Source organism: Klebsiella sp. V115_8, assembly GCF_029967715.1.
GTDB lineage: Bacteria > Pseudomonadota > Gammaproteobacteria > Enterobacterales > Enterobacteriaceae > Klebsiella > Klebsiella quasipneumoniae.
This window is the reverse complement of record NZ_JASCAR010000026.1, coordinates 63,004-89,020: the sequence shown is the minus strand read 5'-3', so window position 1 is coordinate 89,020 and position 26,017 is coordinate 63,004. Positions and strand designations below refer to the sequence as shown.

Here is a 26,017-nt window from a genome sequence, read left to right as displayed (position 1 = left end):
GCTTATTGTCTTAATCGATGCTTTCTAAGTTGTATTTTTTGATCAGCGCGGCATATTTGCCGTTGGCTTTGAGCGTGGCGAGGGTGGCCTTGATCGCCTCCGCCAGCTCGGTGTTGCCTTTGGCGACATAGATCCCCAACGGCAGCGGGTAGACGAGGCGCGTTGAGCTTATCCCCAGGCGACCGCGGCTCTTATCGACGATAATCTGCGCCGCCGGGGCTATCTCAAGCTGGGCGTCGATGTTCTTCGACAGCAGCGCCTGGGAGGCTTCCGGCGCCGTCGGGAACTCCTGAATAGTGATGGCCGGTTTGCCGTTTTTCAGGCACCACTCATCGGAGTGTTTTTTCAGGCTGGTCACCCAGGTGGTGCCTGCCTGCAGGCCGACCTTCACGCCGCACAGCTCATCTTCGGTTTTCGGCTGCGCCGCGCCGCCCTTGAGGGCGATGATCGACGCGCCGGAAAGGGCGTAAGGGATGGCGTCGGCCTGCTTCTGGCGCTCCGGCGTCACGTACATCCCGGAGATCACCGCATCATATTTCTTGCCGATGCCGAGGATCAGGCTGGTGAACTTGGTGTCGATCAGCTGCGGTTTGGCCTGCAGATGCTCGGCAATCAGCGTCGCGAACTCCGGGTCGAGACCGACGATATTGTTATTGCTGTCATAGGACTCAAACGGCGGGTAGGTGACCTCCATCCCCACCTTAAAGACGCCCTCGGTCAGCAGTTCCGCCGCCTGGGTGACAGAGGAGAAACAGGCGCTGACGGCGAGGGTAAGCGCGACGCGGCGCGAGATTTTTTTCAGGGTGCTAGTCATCATGGATCCTCACGGGTGGTTAGGGTTTTTTTTGCTGTGCCTGTTTTTTCAGATGGCCAAAGGTATGGGTGCCGCGCGCGCGCGCCGGCAGCTGGAGCTCGCCGCGATTGACCTTCTCGCGCAGATAGCGATAGGTTTGCAGCGCCTGGCTCCACATATGCTCGCCGATGCTCAGCTCCTGATATTCGCTGGCTTCGCCGGCGGCGAGAAAGGTCGGCAGCGGGCGGATCAGCGTGTGGTAATCGCAGGCGAAAAACAGCGGGAAGGAGTACCGCTCCTGCGGCACTTTGCGCACCCGGTGGGCTGTAGCAACAAATGTGCCAGCGCTGAGCACTTCCAGCATGTCGCCGATATTGATCACGAACGCCTCTTCTCCGGCGGCGTTCGTGACGGGAGGCGCGTCGATCCACACGCTTTCTTCATTGAGGACTTCAAGCCCGGGCTGGTCGGCGAGCAGCAGGGTGAAGCACTCATAGTCGGTGTGTGCACCAATTCCGGGAACATCTTCGACGCTGGCGTCGAACGGGTAATGGATGAGCCGCAGCTTGGCCGGCGGGCAGGTCACCATCGGTTTGAAATACCCTTCCGGCAGACCGAGCGCGAGGGCGAAAGCGTCGAACAGGCGGTGGCCGAGGGCGAAGACCGCGTCGTAGTAGGCCAGCACCCGCGCGCGGAAATCCGGCAGGTCGGGCCACTCGTTGGCGCCGATCAGCGGCGTACCGGCGAGCACCAGCGGATGGTCGTCCGCCGCCTGGAAGCCAATATCGAAGGCCTCTTTATGGTCCGGCTTGCCGGCGCCGTAGATCTCTTCTCCTTCCGGGACGTAGCCCTTATGGCTTTTGGAGCGGCCGATGTAATAGTTCATCTTCTCCGCCATCGGCAGGGCGAAGATCTGCTTCGCCGCCTCGCGGACGCCGGCGATCAGCGCCGGGTCGATGCCGTGGCCGGTGATGTAGAAAAAGCCCACCTCGCGCGCCGCGCGGCCGATGGCGTCGGCCACCGCCTGGCGCCTGGCGAGATCGTCGCCGGCCAGATCGCGGATATCGATGGTCGGGAGTTCAGTAAAAGCGTGCTTCACGGCGGTCATGGCTGCGGTTCCTGTTCAGTGAGCGTTAAAAACTGCTGAAAGTGGGCCTGCTGGCGCGCGGCCATCCAGGCGTTGAGCGACCAGAGGTCGGCCACCGGAACGTTGGTGAACGGCAGATGGTGCAGATAGCCGTCGGCGCCAAACTCCGGCGTCAGGGTGGTCTGCGGGTAGCCGTGCCGGCGCTGCGAATGCCAGATTTGCTCCCAGAAGCGCTCGGCAAAGGCCAGCGCCGGCTGATACTCCGGCGCCGCCGGGTGCGGCACCTGCGGCCCCTGGTCGTAGCCCACCCGGGCCTGCACGTGATGCACGCGGTCGATAAAGGCGCTGAAGTCATCGCAGGGGTCATCCAGCAGGCGCTCGCTGACCACCACCCAGTGGCTGATGTCGGCGGTAAAGCGCAGCTGGGGGAGCTGCTGAATGATCTCCAGGGTGAGCCACGGGCTGTACAGCGAGGTGGCGCGATGGGTTTCAAAGCTGCAGGTCAACCCAAACCCGGCGGCCAGCTCGTGCGCCTTGCCGAGAAAATCGACCTGCTGCGCCAGCGGCCAGCGATCATTGCCCGCCAGCAGATTGACAAAGCGCGGGTTAAGGCCGCTAGCCTCGGCGAAGCGGATCCGCAGGCGCGCCAGATGCTGCTCCGGCGTTTCATGCTGAGCGGGGAGCACCCCGCCGCCGCTGAAGAGAATGGCGATATACTCCAGCCCCGACGCCTGCAGGCGGTCGGCGAGCTGCCGCCGCTCCTCCGCCGTTAACGGGACGCGGGCTTCGATACCGCAGCAGCCGACGCGCTGCAGTTCATCCAGCGTTTGCGGCCAGGCGGTCGTCACTCCCCAGAGGGTGCGAAAGCATTTCAGCTCCATGGCGGCTTCCTCAGGCGTACTTCACGCCGGGCAGGACGCAGAGCATCTCGTACAGCAGGTTGGCCGCCAGCTGGGAGGTATTACCGCTCACGTCATAGGGGGGCGAGACTTCAACCAGATCGGCGCCAATCAGGTTCAGGCCGCGGCAGCCGCGGACGATCTCCAGCGCCTGAATGGAGGTCAGGCCGCCGACTTCCGGCGTCCCGGTTCCCGGGGCCCAGATAGGATCGAGGCTGTCGATATCAAAGCTGAGATACACCGGCCCGTCGCCCATCTGCTGGCGGACTTCGGCCATCAGCGGCGCCAGCGAGGTATGCCAGCACTGCTCCGCCTGCACCAGGCGAAAGCCCTGGTCGACGCCCCACTGGAAGTCCCCGGCGGCATAGCCCTGGGCGCGCTGGCCAATCTGCACCACCCGCTTGAGGTCGAGTAGTCCCTCCTCAACGGCGCGGCGGAAGGTGGTGCCGTGGGCGATTTTCTCACCGAACATCTCATCATTGGTGTCGGTATGGGCGTCGACGTGGATGAGCCCCACCGGCCCATGTTTTTTGGTCAGCGCCCGCAGGATGGGCAGGGTAATGGTGTGGTCCCCGCCGAGGGTGAGGGGGATCAGCGGATAACTATTCAAACCGGTGTAGTAATCTTCAATAATTTGCACCGATTTGAGCAAACTGTAGGTATTGATCGGCACATCGCCGATGTCGGCTACCGACAGCGAGTCGAACGGCGCGGCGCCGGTCGCCATATTGTACGGACGGATCATCACCGATTCGGCGCGAATATAGCGCGGTCCGTAGCGCGTGCCTGAGCGCTGCGAGGTGCCGATATCCAGCGGAATGCCGACAAATGCCGCATCAAGTCCCTGTAAATCTTCGATAAACGGCAGGCGCATCATCGTGGCGCGGCCGGCGAAGCGTGGCATCTCATTGCCACCCTGCGGTTGGTGAAAGAGGTTATCCATGTCTGCTCCTGAATCTGACGGATGAAACGTAACAGGAGAGATAGTGCGCAACCCGCGCTGGACTTTACATCGTCTGGCGTAAATACTCAGTTCATTTATTGGTGAACTAAATACGATGCATCACGACGCCAGCCTCAATATTCGTCAGCTGCAGGTTTTCGAGGCGGTGGCCCGCCTGGAGAGCTACAGCCGGGCCCAGCAGGAGCTGGGCATTTCGGTCTCCGCCATCAGCAATGCGATGTCGCAACTGGAGGGGCAGCTCGGCTTCACCCTCTGTCAGCGCGGGCGCGGCGGCTTTTCCTTAACGGAAAAAGGACAGCAGTTTTTACAGCAGGCGATCCGCGTGCTGAGCGAACTCAATGAGCTGGAGCGGCAGTCGGCCCTGCTCAAAGGGGAGCACAGCGGCACCCTGTGCATTTCGACGCTCGACTCCATCGAGACCGAAACGGCACTCTCGCTGCCGGTGGTCTTGCGCAGCTTCAGCGACAAATTTCCCCATGTGCATATCAAACTGATTATTCGCACCCCGGCGGAGCAACTGAACGGGGTGCTGAACAACCATATCGACCTGGCCATCGGCAGCTACAACTCGCAGGTGCATAACATCATCAGCGAGCCGCTGTACCGCGAGCAGCACTGGCTCTATTGCAGCGATCTGCACCCGATGTTCTTCAGCCGCCAGCTCGATAAAGAGCAGATCAGCCAGTGTCCGCTGGTGACCCGCAGCTACTGGAACACCAGCGATCTCCGCCGCCGGGGCTTCAGCAAAGGCAGCGCCACCGTTGAGACCGTCGACGCCCAGCTGCTGCTGATCCTCTCGGGGAAATATATTGGCTATCTGCCGGAGCATTACGCCTGGCCGTGGATCAAAGAGAACCGCCTGCGGGTGCTGTTGCCCAACGAGTTTGGCTTTCAGTCGCCGTTCTCGGCCATCTGTAAGCGCGGGCGCAGTAATGAACCCTATCTGAAAGCGTTCCGCGATCTGCTGAAGAAAAACACGGTGGCGCGGCCGAAGTGGAATTATTAAGCGGGGCGGACGCTTCCCTCCGCCGTGGTGGCGGGGTTCGCGCTCAGCGCGCGGTCCGGCGGGGGTGTTTTCCTGTTCAAAAAACGAACGGCGGCCGGTAGCCCGCTTGTGCTGGGGCTGCCGGGCAACTGCCTCCAGGTTATCCACAGGGTTAGGGGCCGCTGATGTGGACAGGTCGCCGGGCGGTGGGCGGGTTAGCGATTCGCTTTGATGGTTTTTTCCGCGATCGAGAGGGTGGAGAGTTTATGCAGGCAGATCAGCGCCAGACAAACCCCGCAGGCGAACAGATAACTTGCCATACAGAATTTTTGCAGACGGGATAAATGATTAATCCGCTCAATCACCGCCGGGCTGGCGAGGCCTTCATACAGGAAAGGCAAAGCCGTTAAGAAGCCGCCAATAAAATAGAGCGCCAGACTGATGACTTCGACGCATTTGCGATAGAGCCAGAAGCGATAGCCCGGCTTTTTCCATTTGAATATCCGCTTTTCATTATTGACGGAAATTAAATGCTGGCATTTGCTGTAATTATCAATATCGCTGACCGGATTTTTGCATTTCAACAGTATTTTTCTTTGCTCCATGGTCAGGTTTTTATCTTTGGTCAGCGCGGCGATACCATATTCGTACGCGATCCGTTGCAGATCGGGATCGTCGCTGTTTTTATGCAGCGCAGCGGCGAACTCACTGATGTTTTTGCGCGAGGTGAATATTTTATCTTTAGGGAATACCCAGCCAGAACGCACGGCAAAAATTTGAATAATCAGCGGGATAATAGCGATAGCATATTTTAAGATCTCAGTCGGAATAATATTCATCTCCGTATTTTCCTTTCCATGATAACGGGGCGGGCTGAAATATACCTTAGCCATCATGATGGAGGGGTGTCAAATATCACGAGGCACGCCGGTATATTTTCCATGGCGAAAGGTGAGCGTCTGGTGAAAGAGGGGAGAGGGCGGTCGTGTCGACTAATGAACAAGAGAATACTCCGCCGGCCTGGCCGGCGGAGGGGGCGGCGTTTATATCGGTCTCGCCGTCAGGGTCATCATATCGCCGATCGCCCGCTGGCGGTCAAAATGGCGATCGCGGTGGATCTCGCTCTCGCCCACCTGCAGCGAGGCGGCCCAGATCTGCTGACAGCGCGGCCGGCGGCGGGCGTCAAAATGCGCCAGCGCGGCTGCGACGCTGTCGGTCTGCTGCAGCGCTTCGCGCAGCACGATGGCATCCTCAATCGCCATGCCCGCCCCCTGACCGAGGTGCGGGGTGGTAGCGTGAACCGCGTCGCCCACCAGAACGACTCGTCCCTGATACCAGGGATCGTCGACGAACAGCTCCTCCAGCGGCTTATAGACGACCTCGTCGTTGTTAACGATATGCTCCCGCAGGCTCCCCGGTAACCCCGCGCCGGGCGGCAGACGGCGGCGCATCTCTGCCGCCAGCTGGTCGCGGGCGTAGCGGGGGTTATCCGCTTCGTGGGAGGTGATAAACAGATACATCAGATCTTCCCCCAGCGGCACCAGCCCGCAGTTGCAGCTCTCGCCCATAAAGCACATCAGATGGTCCACCTCCGGCGGACGCGGAAAGTTGTAGCGCCAAACGCCCTGACCGGTAAAGCGGGGACGATAGCGCTCGCCATACAGCATGCCGCGCACCCGGGAGTAGATCCCGTCGGCGCCTACCAGCAGATCGTAGCGCCCCTGGCCGCCGCGGCTGAAGCTCACCTCCACGGCATCGTCAACCTGACGAAAGGCGTCAATACTCTCGCCAGTGGTCAGTCGGACCCCCAGCTCCCGGGCGGTGGAACAGAGGACGTTGTGCAGGGCCAGGCGGGAGATGCCGACGTTAGCCGGGAACTGTTCACCCGCCAGCCGCTGGCCGGGAAAGCTGGCCAGCTGGTGGCCGCTCAGGGTGTGCACTGAGACGCTGTCAAACGGCCAGGCGGCGTCCAGATAGCGTTCCAGCACCCCAAGCCGCTGCATTTCCCGCACGACATTGTTCTGCTGAATGATACCGACGCCGTAGACCCGCCACTGCGGCTGGATCTCCACCACGTCGACGGCGACGCCGGCCTGGCGGAGGGCGATGGCGGTGCACAGACCGCCGATGCCGCCGCCAACGATTAATACGTTATTGATGTTCATCGTAGCTGTTTTCTCCAGGGTACAGAGTAGAGGACGTTAACCAGGCCAGCGGCGCGCTGACTAATCGCGATAAAGAATGATCGCTATCGCAAAAAACGATATCGCCGTGGAAATTGAAAACAAAAAGTTGCAGAAAAGTTAAATTAAGCCACAGGATAAGCACGCCATTTCTCGCCGGGGGACCCATGCGTTACCAACATCTTGATCTGAACTTACTGGTGGCACTGGATGTGTTACTCGATGAACAGAACATCACCCGCGCCGCGGGCCGGTTGCATATGACCCAGTCTGCCACCAGCGGGGTGCTCAACCGGCTACGCACCTACTTTGAGGACGATCTGCTCACCCAGGTGGGCAGAAAGATGCGGCCCACGCCGCTGGCGGAAGAGCTGCGGGAGCCGGTCCGCGACGTGCTGATGAAAATTCAGACCTCCATTGCCCGCCGGCCGGTGGATGAGCCGGCAACCAGTAAGCGCCATTTCCGCATTATGGCCTCGGATTACGTTATCAACGTGATGCTGAAGGATGCGCTGCAGGCGGTACACCTGCAGGCGCCGAATATGACCTTTGAGTTTTTCTCGCCGGACGCCCAGTCCACCGGCATGCTCAACCGCGGCGAGCTGGATATCATCGTGGCGCCGGAGCGTTTTATGGCCGCCGACCATCCCGCCGAAGCGCTGTTTGACGAAGAGTTTGTCTGCCTGGCCTGGGCGGACAATCCCCACACCGGCGAGGCGCTGACCCTTGAAGCCTGGCAACAGCTGGGGCACGTGTCGGTGGTCTTTGGCCGCGAGCGGCAGCCGGGGCTGGAGGGCAATCTGTTTGCCGAGTCGGGGCTGAGCCGCCGTATCGAGGTGGTGACCCACAGCTACCACTGCGTTCCGCAGCTGCTGATCGGCACCTCGCGGATCGCCACGCTGCACCGGCGGCTGGCGGAGCAGTACGCGGCGATGCTGCCGCTGCGTCTTTTCCCGGTCCCGGTGACGCTGCCGGTCATGCGCGAATTTATTGGCTGGCACCGCTCGCTGGATAACGATCCTATCTTCGGCTGGCTGAAAGCGAAAATCGTCGCCAGCGCACGCTAACCCACTGGTATTGCTCCCGTCGATACCTGACATCCTGAGACATGATTGGTCGCCCGCAGGTGCTTTATGTGACAGTGCCTGCGCTACAGCGATTGCGACTGAATGTTGAAGGATGACCCTATGTTTCGCTATTTCCCTAAAAACTATGTCTGGAACCTGTCGGTGGATCTCTCCATCGAGATGGGCGCCCGCATCGGTGAGATCGAAGAGATGTGCGCGCCGCTATTGGCCGCGTCCGAGCATCCCGACGCCGAAGGCACCCGCGCGTTCCGGGAAACCTGGTCCCGCATGGCCGATAAATTATGCGCGCTGGCCGGCGAAGATGAGGCGCGGGGGCGGCGGCTGTCGGCAGGAGAGAAATATCTTCGGGCGGCCAACTATTACCTGACCTGCGAGCGCCTGCAGGCGCATGGCGCGCCGGACCGCGATGCGCTGTACCGCCGCTTTCTCGATGTCTTTGCCGCCGGGCTGCACCATACCCATGCCAACTGTCAGCGGGTGACTATTCCCTACGAGGGCAAAACCCTGTCGGCGCTTTACGTCCGCGCCGAAGGGGCGACCGGCCGCGCGCCGCTGCTGGTGCAGGTCAACGGTCTCGACTCCACCAAAGAGATGAAATATCTGGTGGGGCTGCCGCAGTGGCTGGCGCGGCGCGGGGTCTCCTCGCTGGTGGTCGACCAGCCGGGAACCGGCGAAGCGCTGCGTCTTCACGGCATGCAGGCCCGCTATGACAGCGAGCACTGGGCCAGCCGGATCGTTGACTGGCTGGAACAGCACCCGGAGGTGGATGCCGGGCGCATCGGCATGGAAGGGGTCTCGCTGGGCGGCTATTACTGCCCGCGGGCGGTGGCGTTTGAGCCGCGCTTCGCCTGCGGCGTGGTGTGGGGCGCCAATCACGACTGGCGGGAGGTACAGCAGCGCCGCCGCGAACGCGAAGGCGATTTTCCGGTACCGCACTACTGGCAGCATGTGCGCTGGGTGTGGGGGGGCGAGGATATCGACGCTTTTATGCGCATCGCGGAGAACGTCCATCTCGACGGCATTCTCGACCGCATACGGGTGCCTTTCCTCGTCACCCATGGTGAAAAGGACTCGCAGATCCCGGTTAAATGGGCGCAGCGCACCTACGACCAGTTGGTGAACAGTCCGCGCCGCGAGCTGAAAATTTTTACTGACCGCGAGGGCGGTGTGCAGCACTCCAGCTTCGACAACTCGATTAACGCCGGGCACTACATCGCTGACTGGGTGGCGGAAGCCCTCGGCGGCCGGGTGGCCTGAACACGCATAAGGAACAACCGCGATGAATATTCTTGGTCCGGATTATCTGGTATTTGGCGTCGATGACCTGACGGGCTGCCGACAGTTTCTTCTCGACTACGGTTTACGCGAGCAGGAGAACGGTTTCTTTAGCGCGCTGGATGGCACCGGGGTGCTGCTGCGGGAGCGTGACGATCCGTCGCTGCCCGCGGCGCTGCCCAGCGGCAGCCAGCTGCGGGAAACCGTCTATGGCGTGGCGGATAGCGCCACCCTTGAGGCAATCGCCGAGACGCTGCGCCGCGATCGCGAGGTGAAGCTCGGCGCCGACGGCGTGCTGCGCTGCGTCGATGATGCCGGCTTTGCCCTCGGGTTTCGCGTCAGCCAGCGTCAGCCGCTGCAGCGGGAAGGGGAGAAAATCAACGCCCCGGGGGATCGCGCCGGGCGGCCGGTCAACCAGACCGGGGCCAGCGCTGACATGGCGGCAGAGCCGCGCTCGCTCTCCCATGTGGTCTATTTTGTGCCGGACGCCGCGCGCGCGGAAGCCTTCTATCAACGGCTGGGCTTTGTCTGTACCGATCGCTTCACCCACGTCGGCCCCTTCCTGCGGCCCGCCGGCACCCAGGATCACCATACCCTGTTTCTGATCCAGGCCCCGCCGTTTATGACCGGTATTGAACACTTTACCTTTCATCTCGGCGGCCCCACCGAGCTGATGATGGCCGGCAGCCGCTTTCAGCAGAAGGGGTATCAGACCTTCTGGGGGCCGGGGCGCCATCAGCTGGGATCGAACTGGTTCTGGTACTTCAACAGCCCGCTCGGGTGTCACATCGAATACGACGCCGATATGGATCAGCACGATGACCACTGGCAGCCGCGCGAAGCGCTGCCGGGAGCCGATAACTCGCAATATTTCCTGCTGGGGTATCGCGAGAAGTGGGCCCCCGGTCCGGATAACGCCCGCTGATGGTTCGCCTGTGCCGTGCCGACAGCCTGGCCGAGGGCCAGGCGCGGGGATTTGACCCTACGGGCAGCGGGCAGGCGACGGTGATTGCCTGCCGCTATCAGGGAATGCTCTATCTGTGGCGTAACCGCTGTCCGCATCTGGATACCCCGATGAACTGGCGGCAGGACGCTTTTTTCAACGCCCGGGGCGACCGGCTGGTCTGCTTCGCCCACGGGGCGATTTTTATGCCGGACAGCGGCCTCTGCGTGCAGGGCGCCTGCGTAGGCCAACGTCTGAGTCCGCTGGCTGGCGAGGTGGACGCCGACGGCTGGCTCTGTCTGCTGGAGGAGGCAGGTTATGAAACTGGCAACACGAGATAACGGTGAACGCGACGGCTGCCTGGTGGTGGTCTCGGGCGATTTGACGCTGATGGCCGATGCGGCGGATATCGCACCGACGCTTCAGCAGGCGCTGGAGCAGGCCGCGCGGGTCTGGCCTGCGCTGCAGGCGCGCTATCAGGCGCTCAATGCGCGCCGCTACCCGGCGGCGCAGCCCTATGATCCCCGGCGCCTGCTGGCGCCGCTGCCCCGCGCCTGGCAGTGGCTGGACGGCTCGGCCTTCCTCAGCCATGGCGAGCGCATGCAGCGGGCCTTTCATCTGCCGCCGATTGCCGGCGCCGACCAGACGCCGCTGATGTATCAGGGCAGCGGGGACGACTTTCTTGCCCCCCACGCCGGGATAGTCTGCCGCCGGGTCGAGGACGGTCTCGACTTTGAGGGCGAGTTCGCGGTGGTGGTGGACGAGGTACCCCAGGGGTGCTCGCCGCAGCAGGCGCTGAGCTGTATCCGCCTGATCGTCTTGCTCAACGATATCAGTCTGCGGGCGCTGGCGCCGCGCGAGATGCAGACCGGGTTTGGTTTTATTCACGCCAAACCCGCCTCGGCCTTTGCGCCGGTGGCCCTTACCCCGGATGAACTGGGCGAGGCCTGGCAGCACGGGCGGGCGGCGCTGACGCTGCAGGTGACCCGCAATGGCGAGCCGTTTGGCTGCCAGTCGGGCAGCGAGATGCATTTCCATTTTGGCGAACTGATTGCCCATGCGGCGCAGACCCGCCGCCTGCGCGCCGGGACGGTGGTGGGTTCCGGCACGGTGTCCGGGCCGGACGCCAGCCGCGGCGCCAGCTGTATCGCCGAGGTGCGGGCCATAGAGATGCTGGCCTTCGGCGAGCCGCGCACGCCGTTTTTGTCCCCGGGGGAGCGGGTGACGATGGAAGCCCACGCCCCTGATGGCCGGCCGCTGTTTGGCGTGCTGGATCAACATGTTGTGATGTTAACGGAGTAAACCATGATCAATCTTTTACAGGGGCGTCGGCTGATCGACCTCTCCGTCACCCTGGATAACAATCCCTGGACCGACCCGCCGCCGCTGCTGCCGAACATTGAGTATCAGGATCATCAGCAGGGATGGCCGGAAATGGCGGCGATGTTTCCGGGACTGGAAAAAACGCAGATGCCGGGAGAGGAGGCCTGGGCCTCGGAGCGTCTGACCGTGACGCCGCACAATGGCACCCATATGGATGCTCCCTGGCACTACAGCTCAACCACCAACGGCGGCGAACCGGCGTTTGGCATCGATGAGCTGCCGCTGGAGTGGTGCCTGCGCCCCGGCGTCCGGCTGGATTTTCGCCATGTCGCCGACGGGGCGATCCTCCAGCCGGAGGATCTGCAGCGCGAGCTGGCGCGGATCGATTATCGCCTGTCGCCGCTGGATATCGTGTTAATCAATACCGCCGCCGGCGCCCGCTACGGCCAGCCGGATTATCTGCAGCGCGGCTGCGGCATTGGCCGGGCGGCAACGCTGTGGCTGCTGGAGCAGGGGGTACGGGTGGTCGGCACCGACGCCTGGAGCTGGGATGCGCCCTTCCACTTTACCCGCGAACGCTTTCAGGCCAGCGGCGACGCCGGGCTGATCTGGGAAGGACATAAAGCCGGCAGGGAGATCGCCTATGGGCAAATGGAGAAGTTGAGCAACCTGGAGCAGCTTCCCGACCACGGCTTCTGGGTGAGCTGTTTTCCCTACAAGATCCGCCGCGGCTCGGCCGGTTTTATCCGCGCGGTGGCGATTGTCGACGCCTGAAGGAGTCGATGGTTATGTTAATTTAATGTGAATGCATTGTGTTAATTGTGATAGCAATCGCAGTCCATGCCACCTGCATCCGGTAGGGTAGAACGGTATGTGTGCTGAGTTCGCTGCGGCGTGTTCAGCCAGGATACCGGGGCGACAGAGCGCCTTTCTTTATCGATAAAAAATAGAACTGTAATTCATATTCTAAATAAAGAGCAGTGACGGAGAGCGGAAGATGGTGATGCACAAGGTTTCAGCAACCCCGCGCGAGGCGGGGGCCGTACAGGCGATTTTACTGATGTTGGCGGCCCTGTTGCCGATCATGGGGACCTTGACCATGCTGCCGGTGATGCCGCTCCTGTTCGGCCATTTTGCCGCGCAGCCGCACGCCCAGCTGCTGGTGCCGATGATCATCACCATTCCGGCGGTGAGCATGGCGCTGCTGGCTCCGCTGGCGGGGAGGGTGGGCGATCGCCTGAGCCGTCGTCGCCTGCTGATTGCCGCCACCGCTCTGTACGCGGGGTTTGGCCTGCTGCCGGTGATGCTCGACGATCTGTATGCCATTCTGCTGGCGCGACTGGTGATGGGCATCGCCGACGCCTTTATTCTTACCACCGCCAATGCGCTGATTGGCGACTACTTTGCCGGCGAGGCGCGCAGCAAATGGCTGGCGGTGCAGAGCGGCATCGGTTCGATACTGTCGACGCTGATCGTGCTGGGCGCTGGCCTGCTGGGCACCCTGGGCTGGTATGGCCCGATCTACCTGTATGCGCTGGCGATCCCGGTCTTTATCGGCCTGTGTCTGTTCACCGCTGAGCCGGCGACTCGCCGTCGCGCGGACAGCGTCGCTGACGAGGAGCCTGTCGCTTTTCCACGGCGCAAAATGGCGACGATCGGCCTGATTACCCTCGCCAGCGCGATCCTCTACTTTCTCGAGCCGCTGCAGATAAGCCAGGTGTTCAGTCAGCTCGGGCTGACCTCCAGCAGCCAGATCGGCATCGCCACCGCCGTTGCGGGCATTGGCGTGCCGCTGGGCGCCTGGCTGTATGGCCGCAGCGGCAGGCAGCGTGTCGACAGGCAGTTTTTCCTTTTTTACGCCATTTTTGGCCTCGGTCTGCTGTTTATCGCCGTGGCCCACAATCCGCTGGCCGGCGTGGCGGCAGCGTTCGTCGCGCAGGTTGGTAACGGAATGCTGATCCCTCTGATGCTGGCCTGGATGTTGGAAGCCCTGCCGGCGCCGCACCGGGCGACGGGGATCGGCATCTGGCACACCTTCTTTTTCCTCGGCATGTTCATCAGCCCGGTTCTGATGACCTTGCTGAACGGCATGACCGGCAGTATGCAGGACAGCCTGCTGCTGTTTGCGCTGCTGACGCTGGCTATCGCCGGCGCGACGGGTATCGCCAGCGCCCGGATGGGGGGCCGCCGCGCGCTGGCTCGTTAATTTCACCTGACGACATAATTACCACACGCCCGCCGGTCTTCCGGCGGGAAGGGGAGGCCATTATTTAGAAAAAGCGTACACCTTATTTAGCGTTAACTTTCAGCCTAATTAATCCCTGTAAATAAACGTATTGTGACTAATTTATTTTTCACGATATGGCGCATCTTACCTGCAAAAAATAAAAATGAGGGTTTATTATGAGTCTCTGCTGTACCGACGTAAGTAAGAAAATAGTGTTTCCACTTTCGGCGCTGACGCTGGCGATATTCTCCAGCACCGCGCTGGCCGATACCTGGACCTGTGAGCAACTGGATAAACTGAATACCCGCTCCGCGCAGGTCGTCAGCCCTCCGTCGACCTGCGAATCGCTCATCGGCGATATTGGCGGCTTTCGCAGCGCGCTGGCCGACCGCGGGTGGGGCGTCCAGTTAAGCTGGAACCCGATGGTGATGTACGATCTGAAAGGCCAGTCCGCCGACCCGCAACAATATGCCGGGCAGAATTTTACCTGGTCGCAAAATATGTCGCTGAACGTCACCTACGATTTAAGCCGAATTGGTTTTAGCAAAGACGCGCAATTTACTTTTTCTCCCCAGTGGGCGACCTCGAATTATCATGATAGCTATCCGGAACTGCATAATATTGCGGTGCTGGCGGTGAACCAGCCCTTATTAAACGGCCAGCTGGAACTGCAGTATGGTTTTTATCCGTTAATTCGTCAGTTTTACGGCATGGTGCTGGGGGGGAACTCCTCGTCAGCCGCGCTGGGGCCGACCAGCGTGATCCCGGTGCAGGTGGGGATCAGCCTCAACGCGCCGACGCCGACCTTCACCGCCATCGTCCGCGACAGCGATAAGAAGTTCTATAACAACTTTGCCGTCAGCCGCAGTATGTCGCCTGCCGGACATCTCGACGACGTGGAGCAGAACCCCTCGGGGCTGAAATGGCACGTCGATGGCGCCAACCCGATCCTGGTGAATGAGTTTGGCTTTAAGCAGGCGGCGGGCGAGTCGCAGCGATCGCTGTGGTTCCGCGCCGGGGCTATCTATAACACCTCGCACTACCAGTATTTTGACCAGCCCGGCGACAGCAGTAGTAACTATGCGTTCTACGTCGCCAACACCATGCAGCTGACCCAGCCGAAAAAAGGGCTTCCGCTGGGGCTGTATCTCGATGTGAAAGCGGACTACGCGCCGGACGATCGCAATGCTTACACCAGCGACTTCCAGGTGACCTTCTTTGACATCGGCCTGTTTCCTGGCCGCGAGCAGGATATGACCTCGCTGGGCTACACCCGCTCCTTTATCAGTAAGAAGTTCCGCGATTATGTCGGCGAGGCGGGGATGGAAGCGCCGCAGAGCATCAACGCCATCTCCCTGTCGCACGCCCTGCGCGTGACGAAAGGTATTTACTGGATCAACGGTATCACCTGGCAGGATAACCCGACGCTGGTGCCGAAGCATGAGTCGGCGGTCCTCTGGCAGTCCTCGATGTACTGGAACTTCTGACACCGATCGTCTCAGGCTTTTAACCCCGCCCGCTGGTACGCTGCCGCCGGGCGGTTTTTTTTTACGCGAATCGGCTGGCGCAGGAATAAAAAAAGAGGGCCGGCACGTTGCCGACCCTCTTTGACATCGATCCGGGCTTAGCCCCGGTGGCTGATTTTCCCGTCGGGAGTCAGCACGAAATCGAAGGTTGCCCGGATATCGTCGCTGGCGAAACCCACCGCCAGCTGCCAGGGGCCGCTGGCCAGGCGCCATTCCTGGGCTGGCACCTGCCAGCGCTGCAGCGCGTGACGCGGCAGGGCAAGGGTCAGGGAGGCTTCCTCGTGCGCCGGGACGCTGACCGCCGCAAACTCCGCCAGCGCCGACCAGGCCGTCTCCGGCCCCCGCAGGTAGAGCTGGACCACTGCTTTTCCGGCGCGGGCGGCGCGGTTTTCCAGCCGGCAGCGCAGCTGCATAGCATCCACCTCGTCGCCTGTCAGCGCGGCGGCGCTCAGGGTGATATCGGCATACCCCAGACCGTGACCAAAGGACCAGGCGGCGGGGCGTTCGCGGGCGTTAAACCAGCGATAGCCCACCTGCTGGCGCTCGTGGTACCAGAGGTCCCCTGCGGCGTCCGGCGTCAGGCTGCGCACCGGATAGTCGTCCAGACGCTGGGCGAAGGTCACCGGCAGGCGACCGCCAGGCTCACGATCCCCGGCCAGCACCGAGGCCAGCGCCGGGCCAAACTCCTGGCCCGGATACCAGACGACCATGACCGCCGCCGCGTCGGCGAGACACCCGGTATCCACCGGATGGGCGACGTTGAGCACCACCACCGTCCGCGGATTCGCCGCGCAGACGGCGCGGATCAGGGCGACCTGATCCGCCGGCAGCGCGGTAGCGTCCCGGTCGATGCTCTCCAGACCGGCATCGGCCGTTTCGCCGATCACCAGCACCACGCTGTCGGCCGCCCGGGCATGGTCGACCGCCTGCTGCAGCAGGTCGATGGTTTGCGGGGGCTGGCAGCCGAACCAGATGCCGTGGCCGATACTGCTGCCCAGCGCCATCTCGGCCCGGAAGGTCAGGGTTTCCCCCGCCTGCAGCGGGAAGTCGAGACGGGTATGCGGGGCTTGCATCAGCTTGCCCATGATATCCCCCTCCAGCGCCTCGCCGTTAAAGGTCGCCATACGCTCGCCGTTCAGCTGCAGGGCGATCTCCCCGGTGCCGCCGATCCAGAAGCCGTAGCGGCCGCTCACCGGCGCGGTGAACTGGCAGCTTACCGTCACGGTGGCGCGTTCGGTCAGGCGCAGCATGTCGCCGACGCCCGGCATATCGCGGAACCAGATCAGCGAGGAGGCGTCGCGTACCTCCTGATGAACCACGCCCCCGTCGGCGGTGGCGTAGGCAACGTCCAGGCCGCGCTCGCCGGCGGCGGTGCGCAGCGGCAGATGATGCAGAGGCGGGATGCGGTAATCGCTCTCCACCCCCTGGGCATAGCTTATTTCGACCCCTGCGGCGGAAAAGCGCTGGTGAATGGCCTCCAGAGGAGAGATCAGCCCCGGCATCAGCGCCACTCTGGCAAAGGTCCCGCCCTGGAAGCAGGGCGTCGTGGCGTTGGGGCCAATCACCGCCAGCCGCTGTCCCGCCTGCGCGGCGAGGGGCAGCAGCCGCTGGCGATTGTGCAGCAGGACAAACCCCGCCGCCGCCGCCTCTTCGAGGGTGTGACGCCGCTGCGCCTCGGCGGCGGCAGAGCCATCCCAGGGCAGGGGATGGCTGACCCGTTCGGCCAGCCGCGCCAGCCGGACGGCGGCATCGTCCAGCCGCCGGGCGTCGCTGTCGGTGTCCATCAGCGCGGGCAGCAGGCGCTCGCCCATATGGCGGGCCGGGCCCGGCATCTCCAGATCCAGCCCGGCGCGGAAGCTGGCCGGGCCGTTCTGGGTGCCGAACCAGTCGGACATCACCAGCCCGTCCCAGCCGAGATCGCGCTTCAGCCACTGGCTGATGGCCTGATGCTGCTCGGCGCAATAGATCCCGTTCACTCGGTTATAGGCGGTCAGCATGCCCCAGACGCCGCGGCTGGCCGCCACTTCGAACGGCCAGAAATAGACTTCGCGCAGGGTGGCTTCATCGACAACCACGTTCATGGTCCGCCGATCGGTTTCCGAATCGTTGCAGACCATATGCTTGACGATGCAGCCTACCCCCTGGCGCTGGACGCCGTCGATCCACGCCGCGCCGAGCTCGGCGATATGCCGCGGGTCTTCGCCGAAAAGCTCAAACGCGCGGCCGGCAAGGGGGCTGCGCAACAGGTTCAGGTTAGGCGCCAGCAGCGCCTGCGTTCCGGTGCGCAGCGCCTCCTCGCCGATGACGCCGCCAACCCGGCTGACCAGCAGGCGGTCCCAGCTGGCGCCAAGCGCCAGCCCGCAGGGGCTGAGCAGGGCAATATCCCGCTCGTCAACCCGGCCGCCGGTGATCCCCATCGGGCCGTCGGACAGGGTGACTGAACCCAGCGTGGAGTGGGGGATAGGGTGGGTGGACCACATCCCCATCCCGGCGGTGAGCCGCGCTTTTTCGGCAACGCTAAGCGACAGACTGAGCGCAGGCATGGGCATGTCTCCGTAAGGGGGCGGCGGGGGCGAAGGCCAGCGCTTGTTCGGCTACGGTGGCCAGCGCGCGCTGGACCGCGTCGTCGGTGCAGCGGCCCTCGCTGTCGAACAGCGACACGCCGGCGGTGTTGAGGGTCACCCCCAGCGGAGTCGGCCAGCCGCGCAGGGCGTGAACGATCCCGCGCATGGCGCCGAGGGTAGTGTTGCAACCCTGCCAGCCGGCGGCGGTGACGATGCAGCCCACCGCCCGGCCATCAAGATAGACCCGGCTGTCGCCGCGCAAATCTTCCAGCAGGTCGATGGCGTTCTTCACCAGGCCAGACACCCCGCCGTGGTAGCCCGGCGAGGCCAGCAGAATGCCGTCGGCCTGGCGCACGGCGTCGACAAACGCCGTTTCCTGCGGCGTGCGGGTGGTGACTTCCGGGTTAAACGGCGGCAGGGCCGCCAGTTCAGCGCCGCCGAACAGTTGGGTCTGCGCGCCGAGCGTGCGGGCGTGGGCCAGCGCGGCGGCGAGGGCGCGCTCGGTGCTGGAGCCCGGGCGGGTGGTGCCGCCGATGCCGATCAGCAGCGGCGGGCGTGAGAAAGCAGGTTTATTCATAGCAGGATCTCCCGGTCGGATTAGCGAAAGCGCGGCAGGATCTGGTCCGCAAACAACGAGATCGACTGCTGGCTCAGGCGCAGGCGCTCCTCGGTCAGCGGGCCGTTGGTGAAGCCGAGCAGCACGTTGCCGATGCCCAGCTGCTGATGGCGTTCCAGCTCCTCGGCGACGGTCTCCGGGCTGCCGTACAGGCACCAGGTTTTGATCCACTCTTCGCTGAAACAGTCCGGATGGCGGTGCAGCGTAACGCCGCTGAACTCTTCCGCCCGCTTGTTGTACTCATATTCCCGGTCGATGGCCTGCTGGTACCAGCCCATGATCTGCAGCATCTCTTCGCGGGCCTGCTCGTCGGTGGGGGCAATATGGACGCACTGCCAGGTGTGGGTGGTCCACGAGAGGCAGTGGTTCACCACCTCGTCGCTATGGCCGGCGTTAAGCAGGGCATCGCGGTAGCGGGTGAAATAGTGGGTCAGCTGGCCAAACGGATCGTTGCTGGCCGGGATCGGCGGAGTAAACGCGGGAATAAAGGCCGGCCAGCCGTTATCGGCGGCGCGCTGCATGCTGGTTTCACGCAGCGCCACCGGCATAATGCGGTTGAACGGTTTTTGCCAGGGGGCAGGAACGATGCGCTGGACTACCGCGCCCTTATAGTGGCCGGTTTCGAAAATGATCGGATCGTCTTCAATATTTTTCTCCCACAGCCGCTGGACCAGATCGAGGTTCTCCTGCAGCAGGCTGGAGGCGTCCTTGTAGTTCACGCCAAAGCCGATCATCTCTTCCGGCGTGGTGCCGCTGCCGATGCCCACCAGCAGGCGGCCTTCGGTGAGTTGATCCAGCAGGTTAACGCGCTCGGCGAAGCGCACCGGGTGGTGCAGCGGGACGGTGGTCACCGACATGCCGAAGTGGATCTTTTTCAGCTGGCCGGCCAGGTAAGCGGCGAAGACAAACGGATCGCTGGACATCGGCGCATAGCCGGTGAAGTGATGGTCTGGCATAAAGACCGCATCGAAGCCGCGATCTTCGGCCTGGCGCGCATGATCGATCAGCGACTGCATGACAAAACGATCCTGCTCGGGGGCGGTGGAACGGCCGACGAGGAAAACAGAGAAACGCATAGCAACTCCTGGGTTGTGTGGTGGTTGTTATTATTAAATAGAACTAGAATTATGATTCTAGTTGTTTATCAAAGAATGAAAATGACCGCCATCACACTTTTGCCACATCGCCGACGGGGGAGTCGGGTGGGCAATTTGCAGCGTGGTCGCTAACTGCAATACACTGCGGGGGTTTTCTATGGATAAAGAGGTGAGAACTGCGATGACCGATCTTCCCGCGATGCGCCAGCCGAAACAGGACCGGAGCCGGGTGGCGCTGGAGCGGCTGATGGCCGCCAGCCGTGAAATCCTGCATGAAGGCACCTTTGAGCTGCTGACCATTGCTGAAATCAGTAAACGCTCGGGCGTTTCTGTCGGCTCGATCTATGCCCGCTTCGGCGGCAAAGAAGATCTGTTTATCGCCGTCATGATGGAGGTGATGCAGGAGCTGGACGCCGAATGGCAGCAGCTGATCCAGCAGCTGCACGCGCGCAATCTGCCGCTGCGCCAGCGGCTTCCGGCGCTGATGGATGTCCAGGCGGAGTATCTGCGTCGCCATGCCGGGATCCTGCGGCCGTTTATGGCGCGGGCGGATGATGAGCGCGTGGCGGGGATTGGTAAAGCCGCTTACCAGAAAAATGAGCAGACCTTTATCGACCAGCTGCTCGACGCCGCGGCGGAGATCCGCCACCCGGAGCCAGAGCAGGCCGCCCGCTTCTGCTTTACGGTTTCGTATGCCGCGCTGGCGCGCTTCCTCGGCCTGGGGTCGGCGGCAGAAGCCGCCGGCGAGGGCGACTGGGAACAGCTCAAACGCCATCTGGGCATGATGTGTCTGAGCTATCTGGTTACCCCCGTCGAGGCCGGCTAAGCCGCGGGATTTTACTTCGCTAACTGCCAGGCGCTGGCCTGCTTGTGCTGACGCAGGCGCTGGCTATGGCGGGAGAAGGTATAAAGAAATATCGCGGCGGCCAGCACCAGCGCCGCGATGCCGAGCGTCAGGAAGGCGCTCAGCACATCGTTCCCGGCCCGCAGGCGGATCGCGCCGACGATAATCGGGCTGACGAACATGCCCGCGAAGAAGGCCCCGGACCAGGCGCCCATCGCCCGGCCGCAGTAGGCGGGCGGAATCAACGATCCTACCCAGTAAATCATCGCATTAATCGCCATGCCGGCACCCAGCTGCTGGATGGCGGAGCCGATCCCCATGGCGATCAGCGTTCGCGATTCGCCCACCACCAGCATTCCGATCCCCATCAGGCAGAGCATGATGGCGAGCACGCGCTCCGGCGTATAGCGGCGGGAGACCAGACCGAACAGCAGCGAACCGACCGGCACGGCGAGGCTGACCAGCGACATAATCAGGCCGATACGCTGCGGGCTGGCGTTTTGCAGGGTATGAAAGGCGTTGGCGCCGTTGATGGTGTACACGTAATAAATGATGGCGCAGACAAAGGTGAGCACGCTGAGGGCGATCACTCGCGGCCACGGAAACGGATTATGCTGCGCCGCCTGGGCGGCGTACTGCGGACGGGCCGCCTGAGCGGGTTCGAACATCCAGAAGTACATTGCCAGAAACAGCAGGATGGCGACAAAGTAGATCATAAAGGCGCCGTTCCAGCGCAGGGCGGTCAGATAGCCGGAGCTGGCCAGCACCAGCACCGCCAGCGCCGGGCCAATCACCCCCTGCACCGTCAGCCAGAAGCGGCGCTGTTTGTCGTCAAAGTAATCGATCAGCATGGTGTTGGCGATGGTCAATACCACCGCCTCCGCCAGCCCGACGCCGAGGCGGCTGCAAAAGATGCCGGTCAGGGAGGTGATGTACAGCGGCATTGTGCCGCAGATGCCATACAGCAGCGTGGCGCTGAGCAGCAGTTTGCGGCGGCCAAATTTATCCGCCAGCCAGCCGGTGCAGGGCCCGGCGATGGCGATCACCAGACCGGGCGCGGTGAGCATCAGCGGCACCAGGGTTTCGACATAAGGCACGCCGGCGAAGTGCTGGATCAGCGTCGGGACCGCCGGCGCCAGGGAAACGATCGCCAGGATGGGCAGAAAGGCGGTCAGGGCGATGATGATGCCCTGGATCGCGCCGGCTTGCGGCGCGTGGGGCGGATTCAGACTATGGCTCACGACGTTCTCCTTTTATCGCGCGGGTCGCCTGTCGTTGGCGGCGGCGCGGTTTTTTAGTATGCAGGTCAGGGATACAGGTGGCGGCGGGAATAGCCGCGGATTTAAGAGTAGGAGCAGGAACGGCGCGGGGAAAAATTGTGATTACGTATGTGATCCATCACAAACAAAAATACCATTGGTTTTGTATGGTTATTGCGGCAATAAAAAGGCGACCGGTGTCGCCTTTCGCGGGGAGCGGGGCCGCTTGTGCCCCGGTGAGCCAGAGGCGCTACAGCAGCCGCGCCACGATATCGTCAGCGGCGAGGATCGCCAGCGCGACGCTGGTCAGCGTCGGGTTGCAGGCGGTTGAGGTGGGGATCGCCCCGTTGCCGCCGACGTACAGATTGTGAAAACCCCAGACCCGCGAGCGGCGGTCGGCCACGCTGTTGCCGTCGTTCGCTTCTCCCAGGCGACAGGTTCCCTGGTAATGCAGCGAGGTGCCCGCCGGCAGGATCATGGCCTCCCCGCCGGGCGCCACGCGGCCCAGCGCGGCGCCGACGCGTTCAGTCACTGCCACCGCCTGCTGTAAACGGCGGCGATCGCCGTCGGTTAACTGATAGTTCAGCTGCATTTTCGGCAGCCCTACGGCGTCGGTTTCATCACTGAAGACGATCCTATCCTCCTCGCGCAGCTCCTTGGCGAGGAACAGCCCCAGGCCCACCACCGGCTTCGCCGGGGTACCCGACGGCTGGGCAAAGGCGATCGGCGAAGTATCCATCTGCATCAGTTGACCGTGGAACGGAAAATCGGGCTCATGGAACGGCAGCCAGGTGACGCCGGAGACATTGTCCCTTCCGTCGCGCACCGGGGAGGTCGGCGCGACGGCGGCCGGCGGGGCGTCCACTTCAATCAGGGCGATCACCTGCGGCTGATCGTTGAGCCAGCGCCCCAGCGCCCGCGGACGGATGCCCGAGGCGTACAGCAGCTGCGGCGTACGCAGCGCATCGGCGGCGACCACTACCGCTTTGGCCGTCACCACATACTGTTCGCCGGTACGCAGATCGCGCAGCTCCGCCCCGCGGGCGACGCCGTCCTCGCTGAGGATCCGCGTGCACAGGGTGGCGGTGCGGATCTCCACCCCGCGCTGGCGGCGGGTCTCTTCCTCCGCCAGCTCGCCGAGCACCGCGTCGACGCCGGACCAGCGCGGCTTGCCCTCCGGCGTCGCGGCGCAGGCCAGCGGCATAGGCTGCGCCAGCCGCGCCGGCGGACGGTCGCTGGCGAAGTGCTGATTAAGGGCATCGACGATTTGCCGGCCGATGGCGGTGGCCGGAAATCCTTCGCGGGTCACCTGCAGATAATGCTCTGCCGACTCCCAGGCGTCGGCCATCTCCCGGGGATCGAGAAAGGGAATGACTTCGCTGCCGCCCGGGCGCGGACAGGCGCAGGTCCAGTGGACGCCCATGCCGCCGAGGTTAGTGGAGAGCGCGGCGGCCGGCATGCCGCTGTGGGGCGCCGCCGGGTCGAGAAGGTGGGTGCCGGGCCGCGCCTGCAGGGCGTCTGCCGGCAGATTTTCCGGCAGGGCGGCCAGCGGAAACGCCCGGGCGCGGTCGTAGGCCGTTTCCCGCTGCGCTGGCGCCAGGTTGCGGATATTAACCCCGGTGGCGGGCGTCAGCGCTTCGCCGGCTTCCACCACCAGGATCCGCGCGGCGCGGCGGTCGGCAATCCGCCGCGCGAAAGCGGCGCCTACCGGGCCGCTGCCAATAATCAGTACATCGATGTTCTCATCCATATCAGTCCTTGCCTTTGTTGTTCTCCGGGCGCATGCCCGTTGCAGGTGTACAGAAAATAGGTACTACAGCTTTGTGCGTCCTGATAAATGGTTCCTCATGATAGCAGCCATTGCCGGACGCGATAGGTCATGGCTTCCCTGGCGGGGGAAGCACCGAGACGGGCAGCAGGCGGCTGAGGGCGGCAATCGCCAGCAGGATCAGGGCGCCGAGGGTCAGCAGGGTGATAAATGCCCCGCGCCAGGCGTCCGGTGCGGAGGCGCTTTGCGCCAGATAGAAACCGCCAAGGGTCGCCATGCCGAGGGCGGCGCCGAACTGCTGGCCGGTGCGAAATAATCCCGACGCCGCGCCGGCGTGGGCCACCGGGATCGCCGCCATGGCAAAGGCCGGCAGCGGGGCGGAGATAAGCCCCATCCCACAGCCGCACAGGCCGAACCCGAGACCCAGCGCGGTCAGCGGCAGCGTCCCCGGCGCCGCGGCGATCCCGTAGCCCATCAGCAGCAGGCCGCTCATCTGCACGGCCACCCCGACCAGCGTCACGTTACGCCCAAGACGAGGCGATAGCCGGCGGCCGGCGACGGCGATGGAAAACATCGCCCCGAGGGCGAAGGGGATGTGCAGCAGGGCGGTATGGAACGGGCTGAAGCCCAGCCCGCTCTGCAGCACCAGCGCGGTGGCCAGCAGCAGCGAGGCGGTGGTCAGCTGATAGAGCAGGGTGATGACGATCCCGGCGCGAAAGAAGCGGTCGCGCAGCACCGCGGGGGGTAACAACAGCGTGCCGCCCCGGCGTTCACGGCCCAGCAGATGACGCCAGAGGAGGGCCACCGTGATGAGCGACAGCAGCGGCGGCAGCGCCATCCATAGCGGCCAGCGCAGGGCGGGGCCTTCGATCAGGGTGAGCAGCAGCGCGCCGCCGCCCACCACCGCCAGCAGGGTACCCAGCGGATCGATACCTTTGGCCGCTGGGCTGCGCACCGCCGGCAGCGCCCGCCAGGCCAGTATCACGGCGACGACGATCACCGGCACGTTGATCAAAAAGATCGGCCGCCAGCTGAGGCCGAACAGATTGCTTTCGATGATGATCCCGCCGAGCACCGGGCCGAGGATCCCGGCGGCGCCGCCGAGCAGGCCGAAAATACTCATCACCCGGAAACGTTCGTGCGGGCGATACAGAACCTGCATCAGGGAGAGGATTTGCGGGCCCATCATCGCCCCGCAGGCCCCCTGCGCAATACGCATCGCCACCAGCATCTCCGGGCTGGCGGCCAGCCCGCAGCCGGCCGACGCAGCGCCAAACGCCAGCAGGCCGCTGATAAACAGCCGCCGGTAGCCATACAGATCGCCGAGCCGACCGCCGGTGAGCAGCAGAATGGAGAAAAAGAACAGGTAGCCGGTGACCACCCATTCAATTTGCCGCGGGCTGGCGAGCAGATCCCGCTGTACCACCGGGATGGCGACATTAATGATCGAGACGTCGATGATCTCCAGTACCAGCGCTATCGAAACCACCAGCGTGGCCAGCGTGCGCTGCCGCTCGCTGGTATAGGGAGGCGCCTGAACCGCGGCCGCCGAAGCGTTATTGAGCATGATATACCTTCAGATTTGGTTAAAAACTTGTTAAATAATGTTGACAATTTATAGCAATCAGAGATTAGAATTAGAGCACTCATTCTGGTTATGCCGCGTCAGATCCTGCTGTTGATCGCGAAGCCAGAAGGGAAGGCGTCACACTGCCGCTCCGAAACAGAATAAGAATTCTTATTCTAATTTTGTTTGTTTTGATCTGGCAAGTAGAGAAGGGGGTCGGATGTATTTGTCCGCATGTATTGAATGGCTGTTTCGTGAAGAGTATCCCGATTTCAGCGATCGGGTCCGGGCGGCGAAAGCGCAGGGATTCAGCCACGTTGAGTTTCATCTCTGGCGTGATAAACCGCTGGCGGCGCTGGCGCAGGCGCTGGAGGAGACCGGCGTGAGGCTGTCGAGCTTCGTGGTGGAGCCCCGGCGCAGCCTGGTGGATCCGGCGGAGCATGAGCAGTTTCTGGCGGCAGTGAGCGACAGCCTGGCGGCCTCGCGCCAGCTGGGGTCGCCGCCGCTGGTGGTGGCCTCCGGCTTCAGCCGCGAAGGGGTGGCGATCGCCGAACAGCAGGCGCAGGCGATCCACATCCTGCGCCAGGCGGCGACGCTGGCGGAAGCCGCCGGGGTCACTCTGCTGCTGGAGCCGCTCAACACCCGCATCGATCATCCGGGGATGTTCTTAAACGACACCCGGCTGGCGCTGGACATTATCGAGGCGGTCAACAGCCCGCGGCTGCAGCTGCTGTTTGACGTCTATCACTCGCTGGTGATGGAAGAGGAGATGGAGGAGGTGCTCGGCGGCAGAATGCACCGGGTGGGACACGTGCAGATAGCGCAGGCGCCGGAACGTAACGAACCGGATCCGCGCAGCGGCGAGTGGCCAGAAGTGATCGCCCGGCTGCAACGCCTGGGCTACAACGGGGCCATTGGCCTGGAGTATAAACCGTCGCTGCCCGCAGCGGCCTCGGTGGCCCGCGCCCGCGAAGCGACCGGCTTATCCTGTTAACCAACTTACCTGGTA

The 26,017-nt window shown here is 63.1% G+C and carries 23 protein-coding genes; 11 read left to right on the top strand and 12 right to left on the bottom strand.

Annotation, left to right across the window (positions count from 1 at the left end; all coding sequences use genetic code 11):
- Nucleotides 1–10: 10 nt before the first annotated feature.
- From QLG03_RS10775 to speB, 4 genes are read right to left on the bottom strand one after another with little or no spacing between them, the layout of a single operon-like run.
- Nucleotides 11–814 (bottom strand): ABC transporter substrate-binding protein, encoded by an 804-nt coding sequence (locus QLG03_RS10775; protein WP_023290726.1) that lies wholly within the window; start codon nucleotides 812–814, stop codon nucleotides 11–13.
- A gap of 19 nt (nucleotides 815–833) precedes the next feature.
- The gene (locus QLG03_RS10770; RefSeq protein ID WP_023290725.1) at nucleotides 834–1,901 is read right to left on the bottom strand and encodes a 2-oxoglutarate and iron-dependent oxygenase domain-containing protein; all 1,068 of its coding nucleotides are present in this window, start codon (nucleotides 1,899–1,901) and stop codon (nucleotides 834–836) included.
- A complete protein-coding gene (locus QLG03_RS10765; protein ID WP_255988603.1) occupies nucleotides 1,898–2,761 on the bottom strand; it encodes a TIM barrel protein in 864 nt (287 codons plus the stop codon). Before QLG03_RS10765 ends, QLG03_RS10770 begins: the two co-directional genes overlap by 4 nt.
- 10 nt (nucleotides 2,762–2,771) lie before the next feature.
- Nucleotides 2,772–3,722, bottom strand: a complete 951-nt coding sequence (gene speB, locus QLG03_RS10760; RefSeq protein ID WP_004145693.1) for an agmatinase — start codon at nucleotides 3,720–3,722, stop codon at nucleotides 2,772–2,774.
- Nucleotides 3,723–3,837: 115 nt separating this feature from the next.
- Here speB and QLG03_RS10755 point away from each other — a divergent pair, with 115 nt between their 5' ends.
- On the top strand, nucleotides 3,838–4,749 hold the full coding sequence (locus tag QLG03_RS10755; protein ID WP_002914199.1) for a LysR family transcriptional regulator: 912 nt from the start codon (nucleotides 3,838–3,840) through the stop codon (nucleotides 4,747–4,749).
- 194 nt (nucleotides 4,750–4,943) lie between these two features.
- On the opposite strand, the gene QLG03_RS10750 is transcribed toward QLG03_RS10755, so the two are convergent.
- Nucleotides 4,944–5,567: a hypothetical protein gene (locus tag QLG03_RS10750; protein WP_032453780.1), complete on the bottom strand. Its 624-nt coding sequence runs from the start codon at nucleotides 5,565–5,567 to the stop codon at nucleotides 4,944–4,946.
- A 204-nt stretch (nucleotides 5,568–5,771) separates the two neighbouring features.
- A complete protein-coding gene (locus QLG03_RS10745; protein ID WP_023290721.1) occupies nucleotides 5,772–6,893 on the bottom strand; it encodes an FAD-dependent oxidoreductase in 1,122 nt (373 codons plus the stop codon).
- A 185-nt stretch (nucleotides 6,894–7,078) separates the two neighbouring features.
- On the opposite strand from QLG03_RS10745, the gene QLG03_RS10740 reads away from it, so the two are divergent.
- The 8 genes from QLG03_RS10740 (at nucleotide 7,079) to QLG03_RS10705 (ending at nucleotide 15,254) form a co-directional block, all read left to right on the top strand.
- Entirely contained in the window at nucleotides 7,079–7,978 is a 900-nt protein-coding gene (locus tag QLG03_RS10740; RefSeq protein ID WP_023290720.1) for a LysR family transcriptional regulator, read from the top strand.
- A gap of 120 nt (nucleotides 7,979–8,098) precedes the next feature.
- Nucleotides 8,099–9,256 (top strand): prolyl oligopeptidase family serine peptidase, encoded by a 1,158-nt coding sequence (locus QLG03_RS10735; RefSeq protein WP_023290719.1) that lies wholly within the window; start codon nucleotides 8,099–8,101, stop codon nucleotides 9,254–9,256.
- A 22-nt stretch (nucleotides 9,257–9,278) separates the two neighbouring features.
- Nucleotides 9,279–10,199 (top strand): VOC family protein, encoded by a 921-nt coding sequence (locus QLG03_RS10730; RefSeq protein WP_023290718.1) that lies wholly within the window; start codon nucleotides 9,279–9,281, stop codon nucleotides 10,197–10,199.
- Entirely contained in the window at nucleotides 10,199–10,558 is a 360-nt protein-coding gene (locus QLG03_RS10725) for a Rieske 2Fe-2S domain-containing protein (protein WP_049013840.1), read from the top strand. The genes QLG03_RS10730 and QLG03_RS10725 overlap by 1 nt, the downstream gene beginning before the upstream one ends.
- Nucleotides 10,536–11,519 carry a fumarylacetoacetate hydrolase family protein gene (locus QLG03_RS10720; RefSeq protein WP_032454935.1) on the top strand — a complete coding sequence of 328 codons (984 nt, stop codon included), beginning with the start codon at nucleotides 10,536–10,538 and terminating at the stop codon, nucleotides 11,517–11,519. Before QLG03_RS10725 ends, QLG03_RS10720 begins: the two co-directional genes overlap by 23 nt.
- Nucleotides 11,520–11,522: 3 nt before the next feature.
- A complete protein-coding gene (locus tag QLG03_RS10715) occupies nucleotides 11,523–12,314 on the top strand; it encodes a cyclase family protein (RefSeq protein WP_023290715.1) in 792 nt (263 codons plus the stop codon).
- Nucleotides 12,315–12,543: 229 nt separating this feature from the next.
- Nucleotides 12,544–13,746: an MFS transporter gene (locus tag QLG03_RS10710; protein ID WP_255988599.1), complete on the top strand. Its 1,203-nt coding sequence runs from the start codon at nucleotides 12,544–12,546 to the stop codon at nucleotides 13,744–13,746.
- A 197-nt stretch (nucleotides 13,747–13,943) separates the two neighbouring features.
- Nucleotides 13,944–15,254 carry a carbohydrate porin gene (locus QLG03_RS10705; protein ID WP_043521376.1) on the top strand — a complete coding sequence of 437 codons (1,311 nt, stop codon included), beginning with the start codon at nucleotides 13,944–13,946 and terminating at the stop codon, nucleotides 15,252–15,254.
- A gap of 137 nt (nucleotides 15,255–15,391) precedes the next feature.
- On the opposite strand, the gene QLG03_RS10700 is transcribed toward QLG03_RS10705, so the two are convergent.
- Genes QLG03_RS10700 through QLG03_RS10690 form a run of 3 tightly spaced genes read right to left on the bottom strand, consistent with a single transcriptional unit; the run spans nucleotide 15,392 to nucleotide 19,549 of the window.
- Nucleotides 15,392–17,836: a glycoside hydrolase family 3 protein gene (locus QLG03_RS10700; protein ID WP_282473636.1), complete on the bottom strand. Its 2,445-nt coding sequence runs from the start codon at nucleotides 17,834–17,836 to the stop codon at nucleotides 15,392–15,394.
- Entirely contained in the window at nucleotides 17,811–18,434 is a 624-nt protein-coding gene (locus tag QLG03_RS10695) for an NADPH-dependent FMN reductase (RefSeq protein WP_102004645.1), read from the bottom strand. Before QLG03_RS10695 ends, QLG03_RS10700 begins: the two co-directional genes overlap by 26 nt.
- A gap of 20 nt (nucleotides 18,435–18,454) precedes the next feature.
- Nucleotides 18,455–19,549 carry an LLM class flavin-dependent oxidoreductase gene (locus tag QLG03_RS10690; protein WP_014907086.1) on the bottom strand — a complete coding sequence of 365 codons (1,095 nt, stop codon included), beginning with the start codon at nucleotides 19,547–19,549 and terminating at the stop codon, nucleotides 18,455–18,457.
- A gap of 202 nt (nucleotides 19,550–19,751) precedes the next feature.
- Between QLG03_RS10690 and QLG03_RS10685 the strand changes: the two genes are divergently transcribed.
- Entirely contained in the window at nucleotides 19,752–20,396 is a 645-nt protein-coding gene (locus QLG03_RS10685) for a TetR/AcrR family transcriptional regulator (protein WP_012967405.1), read from the top strand.
- Between the two features lie 11 nt (nucleotides 20,397–20,407).
- On the opposite strand, the gene QLG03_RS10680 is transcribed toward QLG03_RS10685, so the two are convergent.
- From QLG03_RS10680 to QLG03_RS10670, 3 genes are all read right to left on the bottom strand, one after another.
- Entirely contained in the window at nucleotides 20,408–21,655 is a 1,248-nt protein-coding gene (locus QLG03_RS10680) for an MFS transporter (RefSeq protein WP_032455008.1), read from the bottom strand.
- Nucleotides 21,656–21,923: 268 nt separating this feature from the next.
- Nucleotides 21,924–23,423, bottom strand: a complete 1,500-nt coding sequence (locus QLG03_RS10675) for a GMC oxidoreductase (RefSeq protein ID WP_048298062.1) — start codon at nucleotides 23,421–23,423, stop codon at nucleotides 21,924–21,926.
- Between the two features lie 127 nt (nucleotides 23,424–23,550).
- Nucleotides 23,551–25,008 carry an MFS transporter gene (locus QLG03_RS10670; RefSeq protein WP_255988591.1) on the bottom strand — a complete coding sequence of 486 codons (1,458 nt, stop codon included), beginning with the start codon at nucleotides 25,006–25,008 and terminating at the stop codon, nucleotides 23,551–23,553.
- 220 nt (nucleotides 25,009–25,228) lie between these two features.
- Here QLG03_RS10670 and QLG03_RS10665 point away from each other — a divergent pair, with 220 nt between their 5' ends.
- Nucleotides 25,229–26,002, top strand: coding sequence for a TIM barrel protein (locus QLG03_RS10665; protein WP_048298058.1), 774 nt, complete (start codon nucleotides 25,229–25,231; stop codon nucleotides 26,000–26,002).
- The last annotated feature ends 15 nt before the right edge of the window (nucleotides 26,003–26,017 follow it).

What these genes read in the sequence shown, in the direction of transcription:
- QLG03_RS10775 (WP_023290726.1), bottom strand. Translation starts at nt 814, where the DNA reads ATGACTAGCACCCTGAAAAAAATCTCGCGCCGCGTCGCGCTTACCCTC.
- QLG03_RS10770 (WP_023290725.1), bottom strand. Translation starts at nt 1,901, where the DNA reads ATGACCGCCGTGAAGCACGCTTTTACTGAACTCCCGACCATCGATATC.
- QLG03_RS10765 (WP_255988603.1), bottom strand. Translation starts at nt 2,761, where the DNA reads ATGGAGCTGAAATGCTTTCGCACCCTCTGGGGAGTGACGACCGCCTGG.
- speB (WP_004145693.1), bottom strand. Translation starts at nt 3,722, where the DNA reads ATGGATAACCTCTTTCACCAACCGCAGGGTGGCAATGAGATGCCACGC.
- QLG03_RS10755 (WP_002914199.1), top strand. Translation starts at nt 3,838, where the DNA reads ATGCATCACGACGCCAGCCTCAATATTCGTCAGCTGCAGGTTTTCGAG.
- QLG03_RS10750 (WP_032453780.1), bottom strand. Translation starts at nt 5,567, where the DNA reads ATGAATATTATTCCGACTGAGATCTTAAAATATGCTATCGCTATTATC.
- QLG03_RS10745 (WP_023290721.1), bottom strand. Translation starts at nt 6,893, where the DNA reads ATGAACATCAATAACGTATTAATCGTTGGCGGCGGCATCGGCGGTCTG.
- QLG03_RS10740 (WP_023290720.1), top strand. Translation starts at nt 7,079, where the DNA reads ATGCGTTACCAACATCTTGATCTGAACTTACTGGTGGCACTGGATGTG.
- QLG03_RS10735 (WP_023290719.1), top strand. Translation starts at nt 8,099, where the DNA reads ATGTTTCGCTATTTCCCTAAAAACTATGTCTGGAACCTGTCGGTGGAT.
- QLG03_RS10730 (WP_023290718.1), top strand. Translation starts at nt 9,279, where the DNA reads ATGAATATTCTTGGTCCGGATTATCTGGTATTTGGCGTCGATGACCTG.
- QLG03_RS10725 (WP_049013840.1), top strand. Translation starts at nt 10,199, where the DNA reads ATGGTTCGCCTGTGCCGTGCCGACAGCCTGGCCGAGGGCCAGGCGCGG.
- QLG03_RS10720 (WP_032454935.1), top strand. Translation starts at nt 10,536, where the DNA reads ATGAAACTGGCAACACGAGATAACGGTGAACGCGACGGCTGCCTGGTG.
- QLG03_RS10715 (WP_023290715.1), top strand. Translation starts at nt 11,523, where the DNA reads ATGATCAATCTTTTACAGGGGCGTCGGCTGATCGACCTCTCCGTCACC.
- QLG03_RS10710 (WP_255988599.1), top strand. Translation starts at nt 12,544, where the DNA reads ATGCACAAGGTTTCAGCAACCCCGCGCGAGGCGGGGGCCGTACAGGCG.
- QLG03_RS10705 (WP_043521376.1), top strand. Translation starts at nt 13,944, where the DNA reads ATGAGTCTCTGCTGTACCGACGTAAGTAAGAAAATAGTGTTTCCACTT.
- QLG03_RS10700 (WP_282473636.1), bottom strand. Translation starts at nt 17,836, where the DNA reads ATGCCTGCGCTCAGTCTGTCGCTTAGCGTTGCCGAAAAAGCGCGGCTC.
- QLG03_RS10695 (WP_102004645.1), bottom strand. Translation starts at nt 18,434, where the DNA reads ATGAATAAACCTGCTTTCTCACGCCCGCCGCTGCTGATCGGCATCGGC.
- QLG03_RS10690 (WP_014907086.1), bottom strand. Translation starts at nt 19,549, where the DNA reads ATGCGTTTCTCTGTTTTCCTCGTCGGCCGTTCCACCGCCCCCGAGCAG.
- QLG03_RS10685 (WP_012967405.1), top strand. Translation starts at nt 19,752, where the DNA reads ATGACCGATCTTCCCGCGATGCGCCAGCCGAAACAGGACCGGAGCCGG.
- QLG03_RS10675 (WP_048298062.1), bottom strand. Translation starts at nt 23,423, where the DNA reads ATGGATGAGAACATCGATGTACTGATTATTGGCAGCGGCCCGGTAGGC.
- QLG03_RS10670 (WP_255988591.1), bottom strand. Translation starts at nt 25,008, where the DNA reads ATGCTCAATAACGCTTCGGCGGCCGCGGTTCAGGCGCCTCCCTATACC.
- QLG03_RS10665 (WP_048298058.1), top strand. Translation starts at nt 25,229, where the DNA reads ATGTATTTGTCCGCATGTATTGAATGGCTGTTTCGTGAAGAGTATCCC.